The organism is Ichthyenterobacterium magnum (assembly GCF_003610635.1).
In the GTDB taxonomy this organism is placed as follows: Bacteria; Bacteroidota; Bacteroidia; order Flavobacteriales; family Flavobacteriaceae; genus Ichthyenterobacterium; species Ichthyenterobacterium magnum.
In genome coordinates, this window is sequence record NZ_RAQJ01000001.1 from 1,037,339 (window position 1) to 1,053,581 (window position 16,243).

Sequence of the window (16,243 nt, forward strand, 5' to 3'; positions counted from 1 at the left end):
TATTTATCGAGGCTTTTTTTTTAGCTTAACACTCAAGTAAGATTTATCTTAAAGAAAATTACGGTTTTTCCGTAAATTTTAAGTTTAACCGATTTTTTTATGGATAAAGTGTTTTTTTTGAATTAATAATAACTAATTTCACAGTAGCTGTTAATTATTAAATCCAATGAATATGAAAACAAAACTACTGTTAATCGTGGTTATCTTATGCTTTAATTTTACTTTTTCTCAAAATAAGCATAAGGATAAAGCGGAATCTTACTTAAAGGCTAAAGGAGAAATCACATTTACCTTTAAGATTAAAAATCAATCAGATTTAAAAAGCATTACAAGTCAATTATCAATTGTAAACTTTGATAGCAAGACTCAAACGGTAAAAGCTTGGGCGAATGAAAATCAATTTAAAGAATTTTTAAGACGAAACATTCCATTTAAAGTTGATGCTATTGATAATGAAATTGGTCCAGTACAAATGTCAAGCTCTAACTCTGTATTATACAGGGCAAACAATTTAACCTTTCCGCTTACTTCGTATCCAACCTATGCAGATTATGCACAACAGATGGCTAATTTTGCCGCAGATAATCCATCAATATGTGAGTTAGTAGACATAGGAGGAACAGTAGAAGGTGCTGGAGGCGGAAATAAAAGACTACTGTTTATTAAATTATCAGACAATGTTTTAACTCAAGAACAAGAACCTAGAGTTATGTATACATCATCAATGCATGGTGATGAAATAGCTGGTTTCCCTATGATGCTAGATCTTATAGATTATTTTATCACAGCTTACAATGATGTAGGGCATTCAGATCATGCAAGAGTTAAAAACTTAATAGATAATTCTGAAGTATGGATTAATCCATTAGCAAACCCTGATGGGACATACTATAATAGTGCCTCAAATACATCTGTCGCTAATGCTAGGCGTGCCAATGCTAACGGTGTAGATTTAAATAGAAATTACCCCGATCCTTCAGGAGTTTTACATCCAGATAATCAAGCTTATCAAACCGAAACTTTAGCATTTATGAACTTGGCAGAAACAAAGCATTTTGTTGTCTCTGCAAACTTTCATGGCGGTACAGAAGTAGTTAATTACCCTTGGGACTATACTTATAATAGACACCCAGACGACGCTTGGTGGATTCATGTTAGTAGTGAATATGCTAATAATGTGCAGGCTGATGGTGCTAATAACGGTTTTTCAAATTATTTTACAGATATAAATAATAATGGTATTACGCATGGCGCAGATTGGTATTTAGTAAATGGTGGACGTCAAGATTACATGAATTTTGAAAATCAAGCTAAAGAAAGTACAATTGAATTGTCACTAGTAAAAACGCCTTCTGCTTCATTGTTAGATAATTATTGGTTATCTAATAAAGAGGCATTAATAGATTACTTAGTTCAAGGAACTTATGGGTTTAGAGGTGTAGTTAAAGATGCCGTTTCTGGTAACCCAATAGAAGCAACCGTAAAAATGGTTGGTCATGATGATTTAGGTTCATGGACAACAACAGAATTGCCTTATGGAGATTATTATCGTCCAATAAAATCAGGAACTTATGATATTATTTTTGAAGCGCCTTGTTACCAGTCATTTACGCTAAACAATCAAATAATTTCAGATTTTCAGACAGTAACATTAGCCGATGTTTTATTAACCCCAATAGGAGCTGTATCACCAACAGGTTTAGTAGCTTCAAATATAGGAGCAACAACAGCAACATTAACTTGGGATGCGTCTTCTGGGTCAACTTATGATTTAAGATATAGAGAAGTTGGATCATCAAATTGGATTGTAAATGCTGAACCTTCTGCATCTTCATCATTATCTGGATTAATTGCTGAAACACAATATGAAGCTCAGGTAAGAAGCAAATGTACAGGAGGAAGTAATTCGCCATATAGTGCTTCAATTAATTTTACAACAATAGATGTTCAATTAAGCTATTGTAATTCAGCGAGTACGAACACTAATGATGAATATATAAGTAGGGTTCAACTCAATACTATTGATAATAGTTCTGGTCCACAGTTTTATTCAGACTTTACAAGTCAGTCTACCATTTTAACTAAAGATTCTCAATATACAATTACTGTAACACCAACATGGACGGGCCAAGTTTATAATGAAGCATATTCAGTTTGGATAGATTACAATCGAGATGGAGATTTTAATGATTCTGGAGAGCAAGTTTGGTCACAAGGAAATACACAAGCTACTACTGTTAGTGGGAGTTTTACTATTCCAACATCTGCAACTGAAAGTTCAACGCGGATGCGTGTTACTATGAGATATAATCAAGTACCTGGACCTTGTGATTCTTTTACTTATGGAGAAGTTGAAGATTATACAGTTGTAATTGAAAGCTCAGCTCCAGATACAACTGCACCAGTAATAGTGCTAAATGGTTCTTCGACAATAGATTTAGACGTAGGAAGCACTTATACAGAATTGGGTGCAACGGCGAGTGATAATATAGATGGTGATATTACAGGAAGTATAGTAATAGGCGGCGATGTAGTAAATACAAGTTCAGCAGGTACGTATGTAGTAACTTACAATGTTAGTGATGCAGCAGGCAATGCAGCCACAGAAGTCACAAGAACTGTAAATGTGATACCAGATACAACTGCACCAGTAATTGTATTGAATGGATCATCGACAATAAGTTTAGATTTAGGCGGCACATACACAGAACAAGGTGCGACAGCAACAGATAATATCGATGGCGACATAACAGGAAGTATAGTAATAGGAGGTGATGTTGTAAACACAAGTTTGGCAGGTGCATATGTGGTGACTTATAATGTAAGTGATGCAGCAGGCAATGCAGCTACTCAAGTAACACGAACTGTAAATGTGATACCAGATACAACTGCACCAGTAATTGTATTGAATGGATCATCGACAATAAGTTTAGATTTAGGCGGCACATACACAGAACAAGGTGCGACAGCAACAGATAATATCGATGGCGACATAACAGGAAGTATAGTAATAGGAGGTGATGTTGTAAATACAAGTTCAGCAGGTGCATATGTGGTGACTTACAATGTTAGTGATACAGCAGGCAATGTAGCCACAGAAGTAACACGAACCGTAAATGTGATACCAGACACAACGGCACCAGTAATAGTGCTAAATGGTTCTTCAACAATAGATTTAGACGTAGGAGGGACTTACACAGAACAAGGTGCGACAGCAACAGATAATATCGATGGCGACATAACAGGAAGTATAGTAATAGGAGGCGATGTAATAAACACAAGTTTGGCAGGTGCATATGTAGTGACCTATAATGTTAGTGATGCAGCAGGCAATGCAGCCACAGAAGTCACAAGAACTGTAAATGTGATACCAGATACAACTGCACCAGTAATAGTGCTAAATGGTTCTTCGACAATAGATTTAGACGTAGGAAGCACTTATACAGAATTGGGTGCAACGGCGAGTGATATTATCGATGGCGACATAACAGGAAGTATAATAATAGGCGGCGATGTAGTAAACACAAGTTTGGCAGGTGCATATGTAGTGACCTATAATGTTAGTGATGCAGCAGGCAATGCAGCTACAGAAGCTACACGAACTGTAAATGTGATACCAGACACAACGGCACCAGTAATAGTGCTAAATGGTTCTTCAACAATAAATTTAGATTTAGGCGGCACATACACAGAATTGGGCGCAACGGCGAGCGATAATATCGATGGCGATATAACCTCAAATATAGTTGTTGAAGGTGATGTTGTAAACACTAGTTTGGCAGGCACATATGTAGTGACTTATAATGTAAGTGATGCAGCAGGCAATGCAGCTACAGAAGCTACACGAACTGTAAATGTGAATGAAATAGTTAACGGTTGTACAGGAGGCATATCTTCATTTCCTTATTCAGAAGGATTTGAAAATACTTTAGGAGCATGGTCGCAGTCTACAAATGATGATATTAATTGGACTGTTGATGCTAATGGAACACCTTCAAATAATACTGGTCCAGCAAGCGCAATTCAAGGTGCATATTATGTTTTTGTTGAAGCATCAGTAAATGGTACAGGTTATCCAGATAAAAGAGCAATATTAAATTCACCTTGTTTTGATTTATCAGCATTATCAGAGGCAACATTTAGTTTTAAATATCATATGTATGGTGCATCTGATATGGGAAGTATAGATTTAGAAATTAGTAATGACCAAGGAAACACATGGACTAGTATTTGGAATCAAACAGGAAATAAAGGAAATTCATGGCAAACAGCAAATGTAGACTTAACGGCTTATGTTGGAGGAGGCGTTCAATTACGATTTAATCGCTTTGTTGGAAGTACTTGGCAAGCAGATATAGCAATAGATGATGTGAGTCTAGTAGAAGGCGAATTTGTAATAACACAATGTTCTGGAGGAATAACTACTTATCCATATACTGAAGGATTTGAGAACTCTATAGGCGCATGGTCACAGTCAACAGCTGATGACATTAACTGGACAGTAGATGCTAACGGAACACCTTCAAACAACACAGGACCATCAAGCGCAATAGAAGGTAATAACTATATTTTTGTTGAAGCTTCTGGTAATGGCACTGGATATCCAAGTAAACAAGCAATTATTACATCACCATGTTATGATTTTACAAACGAAACATTAATAAAATTTGATTTTAACTATCATATGTATGGTTCTACAGATATGGGAACAATCGCCCTTGAAGTTAGTAATGACGATGGAAATAATTGGGTTAGTGTTTGGAGCGAATCAGGAAATAAAGGCAACTCATGGCAATCATACAGCGTAGATTTATCTTCATACTCAGGAGAAAGTATACAATTACGATTTAATAGAATTACTGGAGGTACTTGGCAAGCAGATATAGCAATTGATAATATTAATTTAACGACATCAAGTGGTTCAGCAAGATTTCAGCAAGTTAAAGACATAGATTACAATTTTAGTACTATTAAACTATATCCTAATCCAGTAAAAGGAAATAGCTTAAATGTTGTTACTACTTATACTAATATGAGTTATGAAATATATAATACTGTTGGTCAGATTGTCGCTAAAGGAAAAGTGAAAAACAATACAATTAATATTGAAAATTTAGAAGGAGCTTTTTATCAAATAAAGTTTACAACTAAAAACAAAACAATTATAAAACGATTTATTAAAGAGTAATATAATTGTAAAAAAAGCTCAGATGTTTTTCTGGGCTTTTTTTATATGTGAATAATTTCATCTTTAGACAAGATGCTGTCTCCTCGAAGGCGTAAAAAGATTTGAGCAACTGCAATTGTGTCTTTTTCACAATAGTTGATAATTCTATCTATTTCATTTTCTTCATAGTATACACGATATACTTCACTACCATCAATATCATCTTTTGGTGAAGGAATTCCTAAAACATTAGTTAATAGTTTTAGAGATGTATAGTTTTTATAGTCACCAAACTTCCATAATTCTAAAGTATCTAGATGAGGTACTTCCCAAGGCTTCTTACCAAATAGATTTAACTTATAGGGCAACTCAATCTTGTTTATAATCATGCGACGTGCGATATATGGAAAGTCAAATTCTTTACCATTATGAGCACATAATAAATGTTTAGCTTGGCTAAAATGTGAAATTAATAGGTTTTTAAAATCCTTCAGAATTTTTACTTCATCACCATAAAAAGATGTAGTTCTAAAAGTTCTTATATCACCTTGAAATGTAAAGTAACCTACAGAAATGCAGATGATTTTCCCAAATTCAGCCCAAATTCCTGCGCGTTCATAAAACGCTTCGGCAGTAAATTCATCTTTACGCTGGTATTGTGATTTTAATTCCCAAAGCTCTTGCTTGGTTGTATCTAAATCTGAAAAATGCTGAACCTCAGGAACAGTTTCTATATCCAGAAATAAAATATTTTCAAGATTGAGTTTAGAGATCATAACCTAACATTTTATAAGCTTCTTCAATATAAGTTGAAATGTCATCTGTAAATGAAGCGATAGCATCACCAGGACCTTTAGAGTGCCCCAATCTTACAATAATAATATTATCATTTGGTTCTACAATTACATATTGCCCCAAATGACCACGCATCATAAAAAACTGTTTGTCATCAATCTTTTTTATCCAAAAGCCGTAACCATAAATGGGGTTTTCAGGAAAACGCGGCGTAATAGACTTTGCAACAAAAGCAGAATCTAAGAGTTGTTTCCCATTCCATTTTCCATGGTCTTTATAGAGTTTTCCAAAGCGCGCAAAATCTTTAGCATTACTTGAAATACTTGTAAACGCTTTTGCTAATCTGTTCTCTTCATCATCTAATTGCCATAAAGCATCTTCTGTAGCACCTAAAGGTTTCCAAAAACTTTCAGAAAGATATTGCGCTAATGGTTTACCTGTTGCTTTTTGAATTATCATTCCTAACAAAGATGTACTTCCACTTAAGTATTTAAACTCTACTCCTGGAGTTTCAACTATTTTTTGATTTAATATAGTTTCTGCTAAATCATCATCATAATTTGCGCGTGCAGTTACAGAAAAAGGGCTTGTGTAATGTTCTACCCAATCTAGACCAGAAGCCATTGATGATAAATCGCCAACAGTTGTTTTTGCATAACTATATTCGGGATAAAAGTCACTAATAGGTTGATCTAAACTCTTAATAAATCCTTGCATTATAGCTTTTCCCAATAAGGCGGAAGTAATACTTTTAGCCATAGAAAACGAATTAGTTTTAGATGTCTCGTTAAAACCATCATAATAGTTTTCAAACCAAATACTGTCATTCTTTATAATGACATAAGCTATAGTTCCGTTTTCTTTATTTATTTTATTTAATTCTATTGTTTCTTTTTTTGAATTATAATTTTTATGATTTGGCCAAGGGCTTGGATTGTTCCCTTTTTCTATAACATCATTTTCAAAATAAGGGTAATCATCTATAAAAGCAGTTGTATGGCCAGTAAAGTAAACAACTCTTACTCCTTTTAGAATATAGTCGTAGTCAAAAATATAAAGCGTAATAATAATTGCTATAAGTATTCCAACAATCCATTTCAAGAGTTTTTTAATAAAGGTCATATGATAATAATTTATAACTTAAAGATAAAAGTTTTATTCAATATGATATTCCTTTTTGCAAAGGAATTTAAAACAAAGATTGTTGTTTATAAGGGCTTTCATGTTCTAACAACCATTGTTTTCTGTGTAAGCCACCTGCATAACCTGTTAGGCTGCCATCACTACCAATAACACGATGGCAAGGCACAATAATCCAAAGTGGATTTTTACCATTGGCATTAGCAACAGCTCTAATAGCTTTTACGTCGCCAAGTTGTTTAGACAACTCTAAATAAGAAACTGTTTTACCATATGGAATTTGCTCTAATGCATCCCAAACTCTTTTTTGAAAATCTGTGCCTTGAGGATTTAATTTAAGGTTGAATTGATTGCGGTCGCCATTAAAATATTCTTGAAGTTGATACACACAATCTTGTAATTCATCAGGAATGATATGAGTTATTACCTCGTTAGAGTTTAATACTGAGACAGACGAAATACCTTCATTATCACCAATTATTTTAGCGATACCTAAAGGTGTTTCTATCATGCAGGTTTCCATTATTCTTCAGGAGTTGTGTCGTCTAAAATACCTAATTTTTTTGCTCTAGCTTCCCAGTTTTTTCGAGCCTGTACTTGAAGGTCTGATACATTATCGCTTTCGTCCATAATCTCTAAGCCAAGTAAGGTTTCAATAACATCTTCCATCGTAACTAAACCACTTACAGTACCATATTCATCAACAACCAAAGCCATATGGTTTCTTGTTTCTACAAGTTGCTCAAATAGTATTGGTATTACCATATCTCTATTTACAATAATGATATTTCGTTTGATTTCTGATAGTTTTTTATCACCATTGCCTAAAGCCATTTCTTTAAACACATCATCTTTTAAAACAAGACCTTTTATATTGTCTTCGGTATCGATATAAACAGGAATTCTAGAAAAACGAAGGTTGAGGTTTTTATTAAAAAAATCTTCAACTGTAGTTGTTTCGTTTTCAGTTTTCATGACAGTTCTAGGCGTCATGATATTTTTTGCCATAACATCTTTAAAAGTCAAGAGGTTTTTAATAACTTTACTTTCAGATTCTTGAAACACACCTTCTTCATGAGCCATATCTGCCATAACATGAAAGTCTTCTCTACTTAATACACTACCATGATGACCTTTACCTCCAATAAGTTTTGTGGTAAGTTGAAGTAGCCATAAAATGCCTGTATATTTTAATGGCGCAATTAGTATTTTTAAAGCTTTAGTTGTAAAATTTGCTAGTTGTTTCCAATAAGTTGCTCCAATAGTTTTTGGGATTATCTCTGAAGCTACTAATATAAAAATGGTCATAATTGAAGAGACAACACCAACCATTAAGTCTTCTGTAAACTCAATTCCAAAAAAACGCCTAGTTTGCATACCATAAAGCTCAGCATAAGCAACTTTAGCTTGTACACCTACTAAAATAGCTCCAACCGTATGCGCAATAGTATTAAGTGTAAGAATTGCTATTAATGGTCTATCTACATCTTTTTTTAAACCTTCTAATGCAGTAGCATAAGCTTTCCCTTCTTTCTTTTTTACATTAATAAAAGTAGGTGTAACGCTAAGTAAAACGGCTTCTAGAATAGAGCACAAGAATGAAAAGAAAATTGAAATAATTCCGTAGAATAAAAGTAAAGCCATTAATAGTAGTTTGTTAGAGCACTAATTTACGAAATCAATTTCACAACATCTTTGGCAAAGTAACTTGCTATTACATCTGCTCCAGCGCGCTTGATTGCTGTAATTTGTTCTAACATTACAGCATCATGGTCTAGCCAACCTTTTTCTGCTGCAGCTTTAATCATGGCATATTCTCCAGAGACTTGATAAACAGCAACAGGAACGTCAACTTCGTTTTTGATTTCACGAACAATATCTAAGTAAGCAATTCCAGGTTTAACCATAACAATATCTGCGCCTTCGTCAATATCCATTTCGGTTTCGCGTAATGCTTCAAAACGATTGGCATAATCCATCTGATATGTTTTTTTGTCTTTAGGAACATTTGCCATATCTACTGGAGCAGAATCTAGAGCATCTCTAAAAGGTCCATAAAAAGCCGAAGCATATTTAGCAGAGTAACTCATGATTCCTGTATCAATAAATCCTTCATCTTCTAAAGCCTCGCGAATGGTAAGAATGCGACCATCCATCATATCACTTGGCGCTACAAAATTAGCACCTGCTTGAGCATGAGATATACTCATTTCTGCTAAAACATCGGCAGTTTCATCATTTAAGATTAGTCCGTTTTCAACAATTCCGTCATGTCCATAAGCCGAATAAGGATCCAATGCTACATCGGTCATTACCAACATATCTGGACATGCATTTTTAACTGTTTTTATAGCACGTTGCATTAATCCGTTTGGGTTTAATGCTTCGGTGCCTTTGTTGTCTTTTAAGTTATCAGGAACTTTTACAAATAGTAAAACAGATTTCAAACCGAGTTTCCAAAGGGCTTTTACTTCGTTTTCTAATAAGTCTAAACTGTAACGATAGTAATTTGGCATAGAAGCAATTTCTTCTTTTATCCCTTTACCTTCAACTACAAATAAAGGCACTAAAAAATCGTTTGGTGTAATAATAGTTTCTCTTACTAAACTTCTTATTGCTTCGTTAGTTCTTAATCGTCTATTTCGTCTTAATGGATACATTTTAAAAATGTTTAGTTGTTGGTGTATTTATTTGTTTACCCAATCAATAGGGTTTTGCAATACGTTTATTAGCTTTTCCTCATCACTTCCAGATTCTGGATGGTGGTCGTAAACCCATTGCACATGTGGTGGTAAACTCATGAGGATACTTTCTATTCTTCCGTTGGTTTTAAGTCCGAATAAAGTGCCTTTATCATGCACTAAATTAAACTCGACATAACGACCACGACGTATTTCTTGCCAATCACGTTGTTTTTTAGTATAAGATAAGCTTTTTCTTTTTTCTACCACAGGAACGTAAGCGTTGAGGAAACTATTACCAACTTCGGTTACAAAATTATACCAGTTTTGCATACTCATATCTTCTGAAGCTTTGCAATAATCAAAAAACAAACCTCCAATACCACGACCTTCGTTACGATGTGTATTGTAAAAATACTCATCACAACGCGCTTTATATTTTGGGTAAAATTCTAGATTATGTTTATCGCAAGCTGTTTTACAGGTTTGATGAAAATGAATTGCATCGTCTTCAAACAAATAGTAAGGCGTTAAATCTTGTCCGCCACCAAACCATTGGTCTACAATGTTTCCTTTTTGGTCATACATTTCAAAATAACGCCAATTAGCGTGAACAGTTGGAACCATTGGGTTTTTAGGATGTAAAACAAGGCTCAATCCACAAGCAAAAAAATCGGCATCTTCAACACCAAAGTATTTTTGCATGCTATCTGGTAATTTTCCGTGAACACCAGAAATGTTTACACCACCTTTTTCAAAAACACTTCCATTTTCTATAACGCGAGTTCTGCCGCCACCACCTTCTGGGCGTTTCCATGTGTCTTCTTGAAATTTGGCAGTTCCATCTATGGCTTCTAATTTAGAAGTAATAGTATCTTGAAGCTCGTGTATGTATTTAAAAAATTTATCTTTCATGTGTTTATAGTTATTGTTTTTAAAAGGTCACATGCTATTCGCTATTAATAATTCCTTTAGTTGATTAGCTTTTAACATGCTCATTTCATAACCGTTAAACCATTGCTTTATTTCTGTATGTTGCTTTTTCAAAATCATTTATATTAATAGCAATAAAGGGAATATTTGGAAACATAATTTTAAGTTTATTTACTATATCTTTTGAAAGATTTGCTTTTTCTTCTGTGCTTCTTCCTTCCATTATGTTTGCAAATACATGAATAAAATTTTCTTCTTTTCCGCCCACAAGATAGTTTTCTTTAAATGGATTTAATCGCACTTTAATATCTGCTTCTTCAAACAAGTTTGAATCGTTGGCAGCTTGATGAACTTCTTGTAAAATAGCTTGTGGTTCTTTTATTTCAAGAATATGTTGCGAACAATCAATTACAAAATGTGGCATAATCTATTAAAGTATTAATGTGTGATTTGTTTTTTGTTATTAAGTAATTCAACAGTTGTACTTGAAGCTGCTGTTACAGACAATGGCAACACCAAAATTACACCAACAACTGGAATTAAAAGAAATAGCATAAAAACAATCCCATTTCCGATAGCAAAACCTCTATTTTGTCTTACAAATTGTAAGCTTTCTTTAAATTTATAATGACGCTCTAATGTATAATCTATATTACCAAAACCAGCATAATAAGCTTGTAGTAAGAATAACAAAACTGTAGAAAAAATATTAACGACAGGAATGAATTTTAGAAGCAGTAAAGGAATTGTTAATAGTAACTCCATACCAAGGTTTCTAATATTTATTTTAATACCTCGCCAAAGCTGTTGTTTAAATGATGTATTTCTATGGTTGTGTTTTTCAATTCCTGTAAGATGAGTTTCAATTTTTTCTGAAACAGGACTCATAAATGGAGCTGATAAAGCCATAATAATATGCTTATAAAGGATTAATCCAATAACAATAATTATTAGTCCTCCAATAAAAGTACCTATAGATGTAAAGGTTTCTTTTCCCCATTCCCAAACCCAAATTTTAGAAATAAAGCGTCCAACATTATCAGATAATCCATAAACAGAAACACCAATTAAGATAGCAGTAGCTAAACTAATTGCCATTGGAATAAAGAAATACTTCCAAAGTTTAAGTTTGGAAATCAACTGAAATGTTCCAGTATAAGCTTGTATTCCTTTTATAATATTTTTAAGCACGATATTCTTTTACAGCATCAATAAATGCTTTGGCGTTTTCTAATGGGATATTTGGTAAAATACCATGACCTAAATTTACAATATATCTGTCTTTACCAAAGTCGTTAATCATTTGGTGCACCATTTTTTTAATTTCTGAAGGTGGAGAAAATAGTCGTGTTGGATCAAAATTACCTTGTAAAGTAATATTTCCACCACTTAAATAACGTGCGTTACGTGCAGAGCAAGTCCAATCAACACCTAAAGCAGACGCTCCTGATTTAGCCATTTCATTAAGTGCAAACCAACAGCCTTTTCCAAATGCAATAACTGGAGCATCATCTTTTAAAGCATCAATGATTTGCTGTATATATTGCCAAGAAAACTCTTGATAATCTACTGGAGATAACATGCCTCCCCAAGAATCAAATACTTGAACGGCATTACAGCCGACTTTCACTTTTTCTTTTAAATAAGCAATGGTTGTATCTGTGATTTTTTGAAGTAAAGTATGTGCAGCAATTGGGTTTGTAAAGCAAAACTCTTTAGCTTTATCAAAGTTTTTACTGCCTTGACCTTGTACACAGTAGCATAAAATAGTCCAAGGAGAACCAGCAAAACCAATTAATGGGATTTCATCATTCAGCTTTTCTTTGGTTGCTTTTATCGCTTGATATACATAATCTAATACCACAGTTACATCCGGAACTATTACATTGTCTACATCTTTTTGTGTGCGAATAGGATTTGGTAAATAAGGCCCAAAATTTGGTTTCATTTGTACCTCAATATTCATTGCTTGAGGAATCACCAAAATATCGCTAAACAAAATAGCAGCATCCATACCATAACGACGAATAGGCTGTACAGTGATTTCACTAGCTAATTCTGGAGTTTGGCAACGCGTAAAGAAATCATATTTTGCTTTGATTTCCATAAACTCTGGTAGGTAACGTCCTGCTTGGCGCATCATCCATACTGGAGGACGCTCAACGGTTTCACCTTTTAATGCTCTTAAAAATAAATCGTTTTTCATATCTAGCTTTTGGCTATTAGCTTTTGGCTACTAGCTATTTTTGATTTTACTTATTAAACTATTAATCATTCTTGCTTCTTTTTGAATTAAGCTAAAAATGGCTTCAAGTTCATCTTTTTTTATAAAACTTAATTCTTGTGCTATTATTAATGGTGTGTTTACTTCAAATAATGAACCCATTGAAATTTCTAAAAAGCGTTTGAACTCAATTTCACTATTTCTACTGCAGCCTTCTGCTATATTAGATGGAACAGAAACCGACGCTCTTGTTAGTTGACTTCTTAAACCAAATTTTTCTTCTGAAGGTAATTTATTAGATAATTGATAAACTTGTTTTACAAGCTCAATTCCGTTTTTCCAAATTTCAAGTTTTCTAAAGTCTCTCATTTTATCTAGCAGTTGGCTATTTACCTTTAGCCTTTTTTATCAGTAAAAGTGTTGCCAAGAGCTAAAAGCAAAAGGCAAACAGCAATCAAACGTAGTGCAAATTCACTAATTCTATAACACTTTCTACTGTTGGGACTTTTGCAACTCTAACATCTTTAAAATGTTTTTTTGCTTCATTAGCTGTAGTTTCTCCAATACAGAAAGCAATACCATTTGCTTTGTTTTTTGATATAAAGCTTTGTACTGTTGATGGGCTATAAAACATAATACCTTCAATACTGTCTTCAACTTTTAAAGCATCAAACTTTGTTTGGTAAGCTTCAATTTCGTTTACTTTTATATTGTTGGTATTAAGTATTGTTGGTAAATCATCTAAACGAATGTCACTACTAAAATAAGTGACTTCAGTTCCGTCAATATACTCAACCAAATATTCAGCTAATTTTTTAGCATTTTTTTCAGAATGCTTAACACTCCCAATTCTATTTTCAATAAGACGCTTGGTTCGCCTTCCAACACAGTATATGTTTTTAAATTGTAATTCATTTGCTGAAAAATTATGCAATAAAGCTTCAACACCATTTTTACTTGTAATAATTACATTTTGAATTGGTGATTTTACAACTTGCGGTTTAATTCTATTTAAACTTATTTTAATAGAGTCATTGCTTTTTGCTGCAATATCATCATTAAACAATTGACGCTGCGTTTCTGTTAATGACTTTGTAGAATAGATATTTGTTTGCTTACTTGAACGCTTTAAATCATCCATTAAACGTTTTCCGCCACGTTCAATTATATAGTCTGAAGCATATTTAGCAATATTGTGATGTTCACCAAGTTTTTCAACGCGATTTACTTCTATTTTTTTACTTCCATCTTCACTTAAAAGCACACCTTGAAATGTAACTTGCTCGTCCTTAATATAGGCAATAGCACCAATTGGAGCTGTGCAACCGCCTTCTAATAGGTTTAAGAATTTACGCTCTATACTCGTGCAAATTTCTGTATCACTATCATTAATCTCTGCACAAATTGCTTTAATATCTTCGTCTTGATCTAAAGCAGCAATCATTATTGCGCCTTGTGCTGGAGCAGGAATCATCCAATCTAAATTAATTGCATCTTCAGGTCTTAAGTCTAAACGACCTAAACCAGCAGCGGCGAAAATAGCACCATTCCAATGCTCATTATCCTCTAATTTTTGAAGTCGTGTATTAACATTACCTCTTAAATCTTCTGTTGTGTGTGTTGGATATCTATTTAGCCATTGTGCTCGTCGTCTTAAGCTTCCTGTGGCAATAATGGCTTCTCTTTGAGACAAAAACTCTTCATTCTTTTTAAAGACTAAAGTATCTCTAACATTTCCGCGTTTTAAAACAGCGGCTTGCACGATTCCTTTTGGTAAAACAGTTGGCACATCTTTTAAAGAATGTACTGCAATATCTATGTCGTTATTTAACATAGCAATGTCTAATGTTCTGGTAAAAATACCTGTAATCCCAAGTTCGTAAAGTGGTTTATCTAAAACCAAATCTCCTGTTGATTTTACTGGAACTAAAACCGTTTTATGGCCTAAATGTTCTAATTGACTTTGTACTATTTTGGCCTGCCATAGTGCTAATTCACTATCACGAGTTCCAATTCTAATTATTTTAGACATGTGTTGAGGGTTCTAACTGAAATACTTTCTTTATAAGTTCTAAGCTGTCATCAGTTGAGATGTCATCATCTTTAAGATGGTGTGCAAAATGATTTGTAATTTTTTGAACAATATTATTGCTTATTAATTCTGCTTGTTTCTCATTAAAATCAGCATTTTTCTTACGCTGCGTTTCTAATTCGGTTGAGGCAAAATTTAAAAGTTTATGTTTTAAGGCTTTAATTGTAGGTGCAAACTTTCTGGTTTCTAACCACTCATTAAACTCTTGATTTACGTCTTTAATAATTGCTTGTGCTAAAGGAATATGCAATTTTCTTTTTTCTAAAGTCTCATCAGTTATTTGAGATAAATCATCTAAATGCACTAGTGTTGTCTGACTTAATTCTGAGACATTCTCGTGTACATTTTTAGGAATTGATAAATCTAAAATTAACAGCGGTTTTTTATTTTGAATAAGATGCTTATCTACTGTTGGGTTTTGAGCTCCAGTAGCAACAATTAAAATATCTGAAGCATTTATTTCTTCTTGTAAGTTTGAATAGTCTTTAACAACAAGATTAAACTTTCCGGCAATTTTTTCAGCCTTATCTTTTGTTCTGTTAATTAAAGTAATATGTTCATTTTTGGTGTGTTTCACCAAGTTTTCGCAAGTGTTTCTACCAATTTTACCTGTTCCAAAAAGCAAGATGTTTTTATTTGAAACACTTTCAACATGCTTTAATATATATTGAACTGATGCAAATGATACTGAAGTAGCACCTGAAGAAATTTCGGTTTCGGTTTTTATACGTTTGCTAGCTTGAATAACAGCATTTACAAGACGCTCAATAAATGGGTTTAATAAACCTGCTTTTTTTGATGCTCTTGCACTTACTTTTAATTGACTTATAATTTCGAAATCACCTAAAATTTGGCTATCAAGACCCGAACCAACTTTAAACATATGAGAAATAGCTTCTCTGTTTTTGTAAACATAAGCTACTTTTTGAAACTCTTCCACAGTACCAACAGTATTATCGCATAATAACTTTATAAGTTGAAATGGGTGTTGAGCAAAACCGTAAATTTCTGTTCTGTTGCAAGTAGAAGTTATTAAAATGCTCTCTATGCCTTCAGCAGTTGCTTGCTCTATTAGTTTTTGTTTTGCTGTGTCATCTAAACTAAAGTGACCACGAATTTTTGCATCGGCTTTTTTATAACTTAAGCCAATAGCATAAAAGGTCGTTCCTTTAGATTTAACGTAATGCTCCATACCTGATTTGGAATTAACA

Annotated in this window: 13 protein-coding genes; 1 reads left to right on the forward strand and 12 read right to left on the reverse strand. The window is 33.5% G+C overall.

From position 1 onward, the window contains the following. The first annotated feature begins 172 nt into the window (after nucleotides 1-172). Complete coding sequence (locus tag BXY80_RS04920) at nucleotides 173-5,188, forward strand: immunoglobulin-like domain-containing protein (RefSeq protein WP_162843266.1); 5,016 nt, start codon at nucleotides 173-175, stop codon at nucleotides 5,186-5,188. Nucleotides 5,189-5,229: 41 nt separating this feature from the next. Here BXY80_RS04920 and BXY80_RS04925 read toward each other — a convergent pair whose 3' ends face one another. From BXY80_RS04925 to hemA, 12 genes are all read right to left on the reverse strand, one after another. Continuing rightward, nucleotides 5,230-5,943, reverse strand: a complete 714-nt coding sequence (locus BXY80_RS04925) for a 3'-5' exonuclease (RefSeq protein WP_120200083.1) — start codon at nucleotides 5,941-5,943, stop codon at nucleotides 5,230-5,232. Next, nucleotides 5,933-7,084: a serine hydrolase domain-containing protein gene (locus BXY80_RS04930; protein WP_211328340.1), complete on the reverse strand. Its 1,152-nt coding sequence runs from the start codon at nucleotides 7,082-7,084 to the stop codon at nucleotides 5,933-5,935. Before BXY80_RS04930 ends, BXY80_RS04925 begins: the two co-directional genes overlap by 11 nt. A gap of 67 nt (nucleotides 7,085-7,151) precedes the next feature. Next, nucleotides 7,152-7,625 carry a methylated-DNA--[protein]-cysteine S-methyltransferase gene (locus tag BXY80_RS04935; RefSeq protein ID WP_120200084.1) on the reverse strand — a complete coding sequence of 158 codons (474 nt, stop codon included), beginning with the start codon at nucleotides 7,623-7,625 and terminating at the stop codon, nucleotides 7,152-7,154. After that, nucleotides 7,625-8,746: a CNNM domain-containing protein gene (locus BXY80_RS04940; RefSeq protein WP_120200085.1), complete on the reverse strand. Its 1,122-nt coding sequence runs from the start codon at nucleotides 8,744-8,746 to the stop codon at nucleotides 7,625-7,627. The genes BXY80_RS04935 and BXY80_RS04940 overlap by 1 nt, the downstream gene beginning before the upstream one ends. Nucleotides 8,747-8,772: 26 nt before the next feature. After that, nucleotides 8,773-9,762 carry a porphobilinogen synthase gene (gene hemB / locus BXY80_RS04945; protein WP_120200086.1) on the reverse strand — a complete coding sequence of 330 codons (990 nt, stop codon included), beginning with the start codon at nucleotides 9,760-9,762 and terminating at the stop codon, nucleotides 8,773-8,775. A gap of 27 nt (nucleotides 9,763-9,789) precedes the next feature. Then, nucleotides 9,790-10,698: an oxygen-dependent coproporphyrinogen oxidase gene (gene hemF, locus BXY80_RS04950; RefSeq protein WP_120200087.1), complete on the reverse strand. Its 909-nt coding sequence runs from the start codon at nucleotides 10,696-10,698 to the stop codon at nucleotides 9,790-9,792. A 94-nt stretch (nucleotides 10,699-10,792) separates the two neighbouring features. Next, nucleotides 10,793-11,140 (reverse strand): 5-carboxymethyl-2-hydroxymuconate Delta-isomerase, encoded by a 348-nt coding sequence (locus BXY80_RS04955; RefSeq protein ID WP_120200088.1) that lies wholly within the window; start codon nucleotides 11,138-11,140, stop codon nucleotides 10,793-10,795. Between the two features lie 14 nt (nucleotides 11,141-11,154). Further along, a complete protein-coding gene (locus BXY80_RS04960; RefSeq protein WP_120200089.1) occupies nucleotides 11,155-11,907 on the reverse strand; it encodes an EI24 domain-containing protein in 753 nt (250 codons plus the stop codon). Continuing rightward, the gene (gene hemE, locus BXY80_RS04965; protein WP_120200090.1) at nucleotides 11,900-12,922 is read right to left on the reverse strand and encodes a uroporphyrinogen decarboxylase; all 1,023 of its coding nucleotides are present in this window, start codon (nucleotides 12,920-12,922) and stop codon (nucleotides 11,900-11,902) included. The genes BXY80_RS04960 and hemE overlap by 8 nt, the downstream gene beginning before the upstream one ends. A gap of 30 nt (nucleotides 12,923-12,952) precedes the next feature. Further along, the gene (locus tag BXY80_RS04970; protein WP_120200091.1) at nucleotides 12,953-13,309 is read right to left on the reverse strand and encodes a four helix bundle protein; all 357 of its coding nucleotides are present in this window, start codon (nucleotides 13,307-13,309) and stop codon (nucleotides 12,953-12,955) included. An 85-nt stretch (nucleotides 13,310-13,394) separates the two neighbouring features. Next, complete coding sequence (hemC, locus tag BXY80_RS04975; RefSeq protein WP_120200092.1) at nucleotides 13,395-14,972, reverse strand: hydroxymethylbilane synthase; 1,578 nt, start codon at nucleotides 14,970-14,972, stop codon at nucleotides 13,395-13,397. Next, the gene (gene hemA, locus BXY80_RS04980; RefSeq protein ID WP_120200093.1) at nucleotides 14,965-16,224 is read right to left on the reverse strand and encodes a glutamyl-tRNA reductase; all 1,260 of its coding nucleotides are present in this window, start codon (nucleotides 16,222-16,224) and stop codon (nucleotides 14,965-14,967) included. The genes hemC and hemA overlap by 8 nt, the downstream gene beginning before the upstream one ends. Nucleotides 16,225-16,243 lie beyond the last annotated feature (19 nt).

Bases quoted from the DNA above. Each gene is read 5' to 3' on its own strand.
- BXY80_RS04920 (WP_162843266.1), top strand. From the start codon at position 173: ATGAAAACAAAACTACTGTTAATCGTGGTTATCTTATGCTTTAATTTT.
- BXY80_RS04925 (WP_120200083.1), bottom strand. From the start codon at position 5,943: ATGATCTCTAAACTCAATCTTGAAAATATTTTATTTCTGGATATAGAA.
- BXY80_RS04930 (WP_211328340.1), bottom strand. From the start codon at position 7,084: ATGACCTTTATTAAAAAACTCTTGAAATGGATTGTTGGAATACTTATA.
- BXY80_RS04935 (WP_120200084.1), bottom strand. From the start codon at position 7,625: ATGGAAACCTGCATGATAGAAACACCTTTAGGTATCGCTAAAATAATT.
- BXY80_RS04940 (WP_120200085.1), bottom strand. From the start codon at position 8,746: ATGGCTTTACTTTTATTCTACGGAATTATTTCAATTTTCTTTTCATTC.
- hemB (WP_120200086.1), bottom strand. From the start codon at position 9,762: ATGTATCCATTAAGACGAAATAGACGATTAAGAACTAACGAAGCAATA.
- hemF (WP_120200087.1), bottom strand. From the start codon at position 10,698: ATGAAAGATAAATTTTTTAAATACATACACGAGCTTCAAGATACTATT.
- BXY80_RS04955 (WP_120200088.1), bottom strand. From the start codon at position 11,140: ATGCCACATTTTGTAATTGATTGTTCGCAACATATTCTTGAAATAAAA.
- hemE (WP_120200090.1), bottom strand. From the start codon at position 12,922: ATGAAAAACGATTTATTTTTAAGAGCATTAAAAGGTGAAACCGTTGAG.
- BXY80_RS04970 (WP_120200091.1), bottom strand. From the start codon at position 13,309: ATGAGAGACTTTAGAAAACTTGAAATTTGGAAAAACGGAATTGAGCTT.
- hemC (WP_120200092.1), bottom strand. From the start codon at position 14,972: ATGTCTAAAATAATTAGAATTGGAACTCGTGATAGTGAATTAGCACTA.
- hemA (WP_120200093.1), bottom strand. From the start codon at position 16,224: ATGGAGCATTACGTTAAATCTAAAGGAACGACCTTTTATGCTATTGGC.